Below are 8,795 nucleotides of genomic sequence, written 5' to 3'. Positions count from 1 at the left end.
GGCCTCGCACGCACTTTTCAGCAAGCCGTCATCGAGATTGGCACCCACCGGGGTGTGGTTTCTGATTCATCAATTCAGTATTGGCGGGAGGCGTTTTAGACCCACCCCCAGAATCGAGTGGTTGCAAACCCAGAAAAGACAAAAACGGGAATACTTCAAAGCAGGAAAAGATATGGTTATCTAATTTAGATGGCGTCCCTGGCAGGAGTCGAACCTGCGACCTGCCGCTTAGGAGGCGGCTGCTCTATCCTACTGAGCTACAGGGACTTACGGGGCGCGTAGTATAGCGCGTTGCTGCGCCCCGGCCAACCGCCGCGCTTTAAATCCACCCCGCCAAGCGCAGGGCAAAGATGCCCAGCGTCACCGTAATGCTGGCCATCAGCGTGGTAAGGGCGATGATATTGGCTGCCAGGGCCACATTACCATTGATCGCCTTGACCATCACGAAGCTGGCAGCGGCGGTGGGGCTGGCGAAGAACAGGAACAACAGCCCCAGCTGCGCGCCGGAGAACCCCATCAGCCATGCCGCCAGTGTGGCCAGCGCGGGCAGTACGACCATCTTCATCAGGCTGGCACTCATGGCCACCTGACTGCCTTCACGCATGCTGGAGACCGAAAGCGTGGCGCCAATGCAGATCAGCGCCAGGGGCAGCGTCAGCGAGGCAAAGTAGTTGCCCGAGGTCATCACCCAGCTCGGCAGCCCTACCGAGAACGCCGTGAACGGCAACGCCGCGAACACGGAAAGAATCAGCGGGTTCTTGACAATATGCCCCAGCAGGCTGCGCCAATCGGTGGATTGGCCGGGCTGGTACGCCGCCAGGGCCACCACGGAAAGCGCGTTGTACATCACGATCACCACGCCCAGCAGCAGGCTTCCCGCCGAAAGCCCGTAGTTGCCGTACATGCCCGCCGCCAAGGCCAGCCCCACCACGCCGCAGTTGCCGCGAAAGGCCCCCTGCACGTATATCCCTCTGTCAGCCTGGGGCACACGTAGATGCGCCCAGCCCCAGCTCAGGGCGAACTGCGCCAGGGTGGCCACGGCGAAGAACAGCAGCAGCGGAATGTCCAACGCGACACTGAGGTCGGCCTTGACTAGACTCAGAAAAATAAGCGTCGGCAGCGTCGCCTTGAACACCAGCGTCGAGGCCGTGCTGACAAAGGCGCTGTCGATCCAGCCCAGGCGCTTCAGGCCAATGCCGATGAACACCATGGCAAACACGGGTAGCGTCACGTCTAGCGTGCGGGTAAACAGTTCCAGTAGATCCACAGCAGCTCTCTCAGTTGGATAAGCGACGTCTTATCAATTAACGCGAAAAACCTCGTACTTCTAGTGCGAGGATGAATAGCGTGGGACGCGAAGCGTCCCCTATTCCGGTCTTGTTTGCTGCTCAATATATTGCTTTACGACACTCAGCGGCGCGCCGCCGACGCTTCCCGCAAAGTAGCTCGGACTCCATAGCGCATTTTTTCTGTATGAAGTCTGTACTAATTCGGGGTGCAGCAGCTTCATCCGCCTGCTCGAAACCCCTTTCAGGCTGTTCACCAGCCTTGAAACCGCCACCTTGGGCGGAAAGTTCACCAGTAAGTGAACATGATCCGTTTCACCATGGAACTCCTTTAGCTCAGCCTCGAAATCCTGACACACCTGCCTGAACAGGGTTTCAAGGGATTGAAGGTGCGCGTCATTGAATACTCTTCCACGATATTTGGTTACGAAGACCAAGTGGGCGTGCATTTCAAAAACGCAGTGTCTTCCTGTTCTGATAGTCTTGATCTTGTCCATAGGCCAAGTATACTCAAAGCCATGAAACAGACCAAGACATTAAAAGTTCGCGTAAGAGACAAGCACATTGCCCAGCTTAACCGCATGGCACGCAGTGTGAACTTTTGCTGGAACTATCTGAACGAACTCTCATCTCGTGCCATTCGTGAGCGCGGTCTGTTTCTGTCGGCGTATGACCTGCATCCCTATACCAAAGGGGCGGGCAAGGAACTTGGTCTGCATAGCCAGACCTTGCAGTGCATCGCCGCCGAATATGTCACCCGCCGCAAGCAGTTTAGGAAGGCTCGTCTCAACTGGCGCAAATCGCGTGGCGTTCGTCGTTCTCTCGGCTGGATTCCGGTCAATACCGGCGCGGCCAAATGGAAGAGCGGGCAAGTATTCCACAACGGCAGTTACTTCAAAGTCTGGGACAGCTACGGGCTGAGCCAGTACAAGCTCCGCTCTGCATCCTTCAACGAGGATGCGCGTGGGCGCTGGTACTTCAATGTCGTGGTTGAAATTGAGGTAGACCCGCCAGCCGGTCAAGACAAGATCGGTATCGACCTTGGTCTGAAAGATACCGCCACCTGCTCGGATGGTACAAGGCTGGAAGCCGGTCGTTTCTACCGCGATATGGAAGATAAGCTGGCTGTTGCACAACGCGCCGGAAAGAAAAAGCGTACCAAAAACATTCACGCCAAGATTGCCAATCGGCGCAAGGACGCCTTGCACAAGTTCAGCCGTCAATTGGTGAACCGTGCGGGGGAAATCTACGTCGGTAATGTGAAATCATCCTCGTTGGCCAAAACCAAGATGGCCAAGTCAGTGCTGGACGCTGGCTGGGCTATGCTGAAAACAATGCTGGAATATAAATGCGATAGCGCAGGCATTGTTTTTAAAGAGGTCAACGAGTCGTACACCACCCAAGCCTGTTCGAGCTGCGGTTGTATTTCCGTCAGTAGTCCGAAGGGTAGATCAGGCTTGAGAATAAGAGAGTGGACTTGCAGTGAGTGTGGTGTCACTCACGACCGCGATGTGAACGCGGCCAAGAACATTCTTGCGGTCGGGCATGGCCGTCCAGAAGTGGGAATCCCCGTCCTGAGGGCGGGGAGGATGTCAAACTCTACCGTTGACCAGGATTTGTCGACTGGCTAGACAGGCACCTCGGCATAAGGGAAAGTAGCCCTAAACGCGCATCACGGATACGTTACGTATGGTACAGCCCGCCGTCCCTGAACACGAAGCACAGCGGCTTCTCACCCTGAAGCGGTACACACTGGGGGATCTTTCGGCTGACCAGGAGTTTGACCGCATCACCCGTTTAGCGGCTGCCTACTGCGAAACCCCCATGGCCTTGATCACGCTGGTGGATGACAGTCACGTCTGGGTCAAAAGTGGCGTGGGCGAATACAGCCCCACGGTATTACGTCAGCTCTCATTATGCGGGGAAGCCATCCTCGAACCCAATCTGTTCGAAGTATCGGATGCACGCCTGGATGCGCGGCTCCATAAATTTCCCATGGTCAGCGAGGCGCCCCATGTGGTGTTTTATGCTGGCATGCCGCTGGTCGCCGACAATGGCGACATCCTCGGCACGCTGTGCGTCATGGATCACCGACCCCGCCAATTGACGCCAACCCAGCGGGAGCTGCTTCAACAACTGGCCAACAGTACCGTCCTGCAGTTCGAGCACTATCTTAGCCAACGCGCCTACCAGGCCATTGGCCATTGGCAGGAGCGCAGCGCCATTCAGCACGGCCTGGCCAATGACGAATTTCGTCTCTACTATCAGCCCCAGGTCGATCTCAAATCGCACACCGTGGTCGGGGCTGAGGCGCTGATTCGCTGGATCCACCCGCAACACGGGCTGCGCAATCCGGCAGAGTTTCTGCCGCTGCTGGAAGGCAGCGAGCTGGAGTTTCATCTGGGGGAGTGGGTCATCGAAGCCGCCTTGAAGCAGCTGCAAAGCTGGCTGGCCATGGGCATCGAACTGCAGGTGAGTGTCAACATCAGCCCGCAACACCTGCTGCACCCCGGCTTTCTGCCGCAGTTGGAACAGCTGCTGCTGTACTACCCGCAAGTCCCCTCGCGACTGCTCGCCATCGAGATTCTGGAATCGGCCACGCTGGATGACATGCAGGCTGCCCTGCACGTGCTGGAACAGTGTCAGCGGCTAGGTATTAAAATTGCCCTCGACGACTTCGGCACCGGCTACTCTTCATTGGCCTACTTCCGTCGCCTGCCCGTGCAGTTGATCAAGGTAGACCGCGATTTCGTGCGCGACATGCTGGAAAGCGAGGACGACAGAGCTATCGTGGAAAGCATCATCTTCATGGCCAGAAAGTTCTCACGGCCGGTGCTGGCAGAAGGGGTCGAGACCATGGACCATGCCCAAGCCCTGCTGGCCATGGGCTGCCATCTGGCGCAAGGCTACGGTATTGCTCGCCCGATGCCCGCCGACGCACTACCAGGCTGGCTGGAAACCTGGCAGGCAGAAGGATTTGCACTACCTTAATCGAACAACGCCATCGGGTCGCTTTCCCCCGTCAGCTTGACCATCACGCCATCGCGCCCTTGGCCCTTGACGTCGTAGCTGGCGGCATCGGCACGGGCCAGGGCGACTTCCACGGCGTCATCGCTTTCATCGAAGACGGTCACGCCAATACTCAAGGTAACGGTATATTCCTTATCCTCGTGGGTCACCGACACCTCGCTCACCGCCTTGCGCAGTGAATCTGCAATCACCCTGGCCTGGCTAAGGGTGCAGCTGGGCAACAGCACTCCAAACTCATCCCCCCCCTGGCGGGCCACATGGTCGCTGCGGCGTACCTCCCAGGCCACCACCTGAGCAATGCGACGTAGCATCTCGTCACCCAGGGCATGACCACCTTCGTCATTGATCGGCTTGAAGTGATCAAGATCGAACAACAGCAGCGCCGAAGGCGTACTGGTTTTCTGGAAGTCAGCAAACGCTTCTTCCAGGCGGCGTTCGAAACCACGTCGATTCAGCAGCCCGGTCAAGGGGTCATGTTCGGCTTCCCAACGCTGCAACGCCTCTTGCTGGCGCCGCTCGGTAATGTCCTTCACCACACCGACCAACCCCAAGGAGTGGCCGCCTTGGGTCAACATCACCACTCGGGCGTGAATATCCAGCCACAGCGTTTCGCCGTCGCTGCGCAGAAAACGCAGCTGGCGCACGAAATCACTGCCGCTATTCAAGCTGTGTACCCACATGTCCCGTGCACCCTCACGGTCATCCGCGTGAATCTGTGTCAGCCACTGCTCCATTTGGGTATCTGCAGGAATATCCAGAATTTGCAAAAGCGCAGGATTCATATAAGTAATCTTGCCGCCGAAGTTGGCCACGAACATTCCCTGAGGCGTGGCACTCAGCACCGAATCGAGAAACGCCTCACGCTCCTGCAAATGCCCCACCAGCTGCTGGCGCTCGTCTTCCACACGATTGAAGGTATTGGCGACTTGCTGCAGCTCCTGCATCCCCGTGGCCAGGGCCAACTGCGAACGCCGCCCAGCCCCCACTTCGCCAATCTGGCGTTCAAGATGATCGAGAGGCTTGAGGATACGCGCCAATAACCACCACAATAACGGCATCATCAGCAGGGAAATCACCAGCCAGATACCAAACAGCTTGGAGATGAAGCCCGAAAGCGGAAGCTGCGCCTGCTCGGTGGGCAAATGGAGCCCAACGACCCAGTCGGCAGGCCACACTTGTGCATACGCCTGAAGGCTGGAGCGCCCGTCAGCCAAGCTGCTAACCCCTTCTCCCTGCCAGCCATCCAGCGCCATGTCCAGCAGGTCATTGCGCTGGGCGTGGCTGATGTCTGCATTCACCAGCTCGTAATCAGGGTGGTAAAGAATCTTGCCTGACGCCGTCGCTACCGCCGCAAACCCCTGCTCACCCAAGCGGATGGTTGCTAGTTGGTTGAACAAGCCGTTACGATCAAGGCTGACCATACCCGCTACGAACCCAGCAAAACGACGCTCCTCGTCCAGCCGAGGCACGATCATCAGCACCATGGGCGCGCCGCTTGCACGGCCAATAAAAGGCTCGCTCACATAAGGGCGGCGTGTACCGCGCACCATCTTGAAATACTCGAGCTCCGAGGTATCGAGCTCCACTCGCCCCACTACACTGGGCCAGTCCGCCACGATCTCACCATGCTCGTCACTCACAATCAGTCCATCGAACCAGGAAAGCAAGGCATCGTTTTTCTGCAGCTCGTATGAAAGCCAACCCATGTCATTGGAAGGCCCCATGGCGCTGTTCAAACGCTGAAGCGCAGTGATGCGTTGATTTACCTGCTGCGTGATTTCATCGGCCAGCAAATCGGCCTCGTAGCGCAAATGAGCCATGTTGGTCTCGTGCACCATGGTCTTGCCCACCTGCCAAGCCATACTCAACACAATGCCAGCCAGTATCGCCAAGGCACACGTCAGCCCCAGCAATAGACGCCCCTTCAAGGAGCGTAACGTCAACAGCCTGTTGATGAGGGGGGGTCGTCGCACCAGAAGTTCCTATTTCGTGAGCATTCCCTGAAAAAAATGAGGGACAGGCCTCATGCCTACTTACTAAAACCAACTTATCAAAAAGAGCAGCAAGTTGCGCGTTGATTTAATTCGCATTAGTAACGTTGCCGGAACCCCGGTTATGCGACATGCTCTGCATGGCAATGTAACCTGTTCGTAAAGCGCGTGCTGCTGAATTGATAACCCTGCCCAATTCACGTATGTTCGCCGCCTACCAAGGCTTGGTGTGAAAAGCCAGCGAGCGCAGACCAGACAAGGCAAACATCGGCGAAAAGGCAGCCTTCACAAGCTGTCAATGAGTGCATTGAACGGACTCGTTCCCCCACCGATGTTTAACGCCGTACGGTCAAGCCTAGCCCATTTTCAGACAGCGCCTAACACTTTGAACGACATGGACTGCAGCCTCAACCATGGCAAAACGTACGGCGGGTTATATTTCAAAAGGTATCGGCAAACTTGCCTCTTTGGCAACGCTGCTCCCCGAGTTTGACCGTTTTATGCGCATCGGCACATTCACCGCCAAGCCCTCTGCGGTCATAGGATGGGGATTCAAGCCGACCGCAAAGCGCGCCAGAGATTATGCCAAACGTCATGGGTTGACCTATGTCGCGCTTGAAGATGGCTTCATCAGATCACTCGGCCTGGGAGTCCATGGCTACCAGCCCCACAGCATGGTCGTCGATCATACCGGCATTTACTATGATGCCTCACGCCCCAGTGACCTGGAAAACTGCCTGAACGATGCCACGTTCACGGCCGAAGAGCTAAGTCACGCCACTACCTGCATGCACCTTCTAACTCAATGCCGCCTATCAAAATACAACCATGCTCCTGACAAGCGGTTGGTAGGCTCTAAAGGTAAGGTATTAGTAGTCGATCAGACCGCAGGGGATGCCTCCATTACGCATGGTGGAGCCAGCGCAGAAAGCTTTTCATCCATGTTAGAGGAAGCCCTGGCCAATCACCCCACTGAGCATGTTCTGGTCAAGATTCACCCGGACGTCATCGCAGGCAAGAAAAAAGGCCACCTCACACAAGCGCTTGATCATCCCCGCTGTCAGGTCGTGAGTGAAGACATCAACCCCTGGGCCCTGTTCGACCAGGTAGACACCGTCTATGTGGTTACCAGCCAGTTGGGGTTCGAGGCATTGTTGGCAGGAAAGCAAGTGCACTGCTTTGGTCTGCCATTTTATGCAGGATGGGGACTCACCCATGATCGGCTTTCATGCGCTCGCAGGCGCACGACCAGGACGCTCACCGAAGTGTTTGCCGCTGCCTACCTGCGCTATACCCGCTACGTTAACCCATATACGCAAGAAGCTTGCACACTAGAAGAAACGATCCATTTGATTGCCGACCAGAAGCGTCAGCAAGAGCACCTGCGCGGCGAGTGGTTAGCCTGCGGTTTTTCATTTTGGAAACGACGCTTTGTTGGCCATTTCCTTGGGCCTGCATCAAATATCAAGCACATCAAGGAATTACCCAAACACTTACCAGATAACCGTGCCCAACCACGCATATTGGTATGGTCAAGCCGCATCGACGCAGCATTCAAAACGCGTCATGCGGAATATTTGCCTCATATTTGGCGCATGGAAGACGGGTTTATTCGCTCAGTAGGGCTAGGCGTTGATTTATCCCAACCCCTCTCATTGGTGATCGATGCATCGGGCATTTACTACGATCCGAACCAGCCAAGCGATCTGGAGCGTTTGCTCAACACACATCCCATGGAGGCATCTCTGCTGGAAAGAGCAGCACAGCTACGAAAACGACTGGTCGCGCTGAAGCTGTCAAAATATAACGTGCAAGGCAATACGGATATCCAGTTACCCGATGACAGAGTCATCATCCTGGTACCCGGCCAAGTGGAAAGCGATGCCTCTATCGCAGCAGGGTCACCCAACATCAACACCAACAGCGCCCTGCTGCGCACCGTACGCCAAAACCAGCCTGATGCCTTCATCATTTACAAGGCTCATCCCGATGTCGTCAGCGGCGCACGCGTTGGCAAACTCGATAGTGAAGCCAAACAGCTGTATGATCTTGATGGCAGTGACATGGAGATCACCGCTCTACTGGAACGTGTCGACGCCGTGCATACCATGAGTTCTTTGACTGGTTTTGAGGCGCTGCTACGTGATCGTCAGGTACATACCTACGGCCTCCCCTTTTATGCGGGCTGGGGGCTGACACACGATGCCATGCACTCTCCTGGCCGAACTCGCACGTTGACATTGGATGAGTTGGTAGCAGGCACCCTGCTGTTGTATCCCGGCTATGTAGATCCTGCTACAGGCCAGCTATGTAACGCTGAAACGGTCGTTAGCCTGCTGGAGCAGGCCAGAGCGCGCCAAGCCCACTCACCTCAACACCAGCTTACATGGAAGCAGCGCCTGTATCGCTGCTATCGTAATGCATTGATTGGAAGTCATTGAGTTGAAGCAAAAACGCGCATTTTTATTTCTTCAAGGCGTTTGTTCGC

6 protein-coding genes and 1 tRNA gene are annotated in these 8,795 nt (G+C 56.1%); 3 read left to right on the top strand and 4 right to left on the bottom strand.

Features of this window, described 5'->3' with window-relative positions; translation table 11 throughout:
- Nucleotides 1-190: 190 nt before the first annotated feature.
- The 3 genes from CWI66_RS11710 to tnpA form a co-directional block, all read right to left on the bottom strand.
- Nucleotides 191-267: transfer RNA gene (locus tag CWI66_RS11710), tRNA-Arg, on the bottom strand.
- 52 nt (nt 268-319) lie between these two features.
- Nucleotides 320-1,267 (bottom strand): AEC family transporter, encoded by a 948-nt coding sequence (locus tag CWI66_RS11705; RefSeq protein WP_100731764.1) that lies wholly within the window; start codon nt 1,265-1,267, stop codon nt 320-322.
- 99 nt (nt 1,268-1,366) lie between these two features.
- Nucleotides 1,367-1,783 carry an IS200/IS605 family transposase gene (gene tnpA, locus CWI66_RS11700; protein ID WP_081136850.1) on the bottom strand — a complete coding sequence of 139 codons (417 nt, stop codon included), beginning with the start codon at nt 1,781-1,783 and terminating at the stop codon, nt 1,367-1,369.
- A gap of 21 nt (nt 1,784-1,804) precedes the next feature.
- Here tnpA and CWI66_RS11695 point away from each other — a divergent pair, with 21 nt between their 5' ends.
- Both CWI66_RS11695 and CWI66_RS11690 read left to right on the top strand, forming a co-directional pair.
- Nucleotides 1,805-2,917 (top strand): RNA-guided endonuclease InsQ/TnpB family protein, encoded by a 1,113-nt coding sequence (locus CWI66_RS11695; protein WP_081136848.1) that lies wholly within the window; start codon nt 1,805-1,807, stop codon nt 2,915-2,917.
- Nucleotides 2,918-2,975: 58 nt separating this feature from the next.
- Nucleotides 2,976-4,277 carry a sensor domain-containing phosphodiesterase gene (locus tag CWI66_RS11690; protein WP_232710880.1) on the top strand — a complete coding sequence of 434 codons (1,302 nt, stop codon included), beginning with the start codon at nt 2,976-2,978 and terminating at the stop codon, nt 4,275-4,277.
- Here CWI66_RS11690 and CWI66_RS11685 read toward each other — a convergent pair.
- Nucleotides 4,274-6,178, bottom strand: a complete 1,905-nt coding sequence (locus tag CWI66_RS11685) for a sensor domain-containing diguanylate cyclase (RefSeq protein WP_198517556.1) — start codon at nt 6,176-6,178, stop codon at nt 4,274-4,276. The two genes, CWI66_RS11690 and CWI66_RS11685, sit on opposite strands and share 4 nt — an antisense overlap.
- 542 nt (nt 6,179-6,720) lie before the next feature.
- Here CWI66_RS11685 and CWI66_RS11680 point away from each other — a divergent pair.
- On the top strand, nt 6,721-8,748 hold the full coding sequence (locus CWI66_RS11680) for a capsular polysaccharide biosynthesis protein (protein WP_100731762.1): 2,028 nt from the start codon (nt 6,721-6,723) through the stop codon (nt 8,746-8,748).
- The last annotated feature ends 47 nt before the right edge of the window (nt 8,749-8,795 follow it).

This window comes from Halomonas sp. 141, assembly GCF_002810305.1.
In the GTDB taxonomy this organism is placed as follows: Bacteria; Pseudomonadota; Gammaproteobacteria; order Pseudomonadales; family Halomonadaceae; genus Vreelandella; species Vreelandella stevensii.
The sequence above is the reverse complement of the archived record's forward strand: the minus strand, read 5'-3'. Positions and strand labels throughout refer to the sequence as shown.